1 protein-coding gene is annotated in these 589 nt (G+C 50.3%); it reads left to right on the top strand.

Going from position 1 to position 589, the window contains the following annotated elements:
* Nucleotides 1-264: 264 nt before the first annotated feature.
* Nucleotides 265-589 (top strand): putative solute-binding protein (locus tag A3751_RS00375; protein ID WP_231876802.1); only part of this gene is annotated, 325 nt, incomplete at its 3' end.

The following is a 589-nucleotide window of genomic DNA, read 5'->3' as shown; positions in this document are numbered from 1 at the left end:
GGTGCGCATACCTATCAACGTATTGATGACGCCTCCGGCGCTCATCACCACACTGATTGGACCGGACAAGGTGGAGGTGTGTCATCCACCAATTATGACGTGTAGCTCGTCGCCGCGACCATCTGCTCAAAGAATGTATCTCCCTTGATACAGATTAACTTGCAAGACAGCCTTGTGCGTTAGTCTGTATCCACTCCGTGTTGTACTTCATCGCTCTATTGAAGTGTGAGCCTACCCTTTTATTTCATGAGAGGTCTTGGCGAGATGAATACTCCAAATTACATATGTCAGTGTGTTGCGCGCTGTTTATTGGCTTTCGTCAGCGCTTCGCTCCACGCAAATCAGATAACGCCGCTCACCATGTGTGTTTTCGATTTCGTCGGTATTGGCGGCCCGGTTCATGAAGAGATGAAAGCCTACCAAATTGACGCTGTTCGCTGGGGCGTCGACCTCTCGCTTAAAGTCTATACCGATGATCGGGTCGCCTCGGAAGAGTTCAAAAATGGTGTCTGCGATATGCTGAATTTGCCAGACATACGTGCGCGGGAATACAACGACTTTACAGGTTCGGTGAGTGCGGTTGGGGCGC

The sequence above is a fragment of the Oleiphilus sp. HI0080 genome, assembly GCF_001635135.1.
This window is presented reverse-complemented; position numbering and strand designations above follow the sequence as displayed.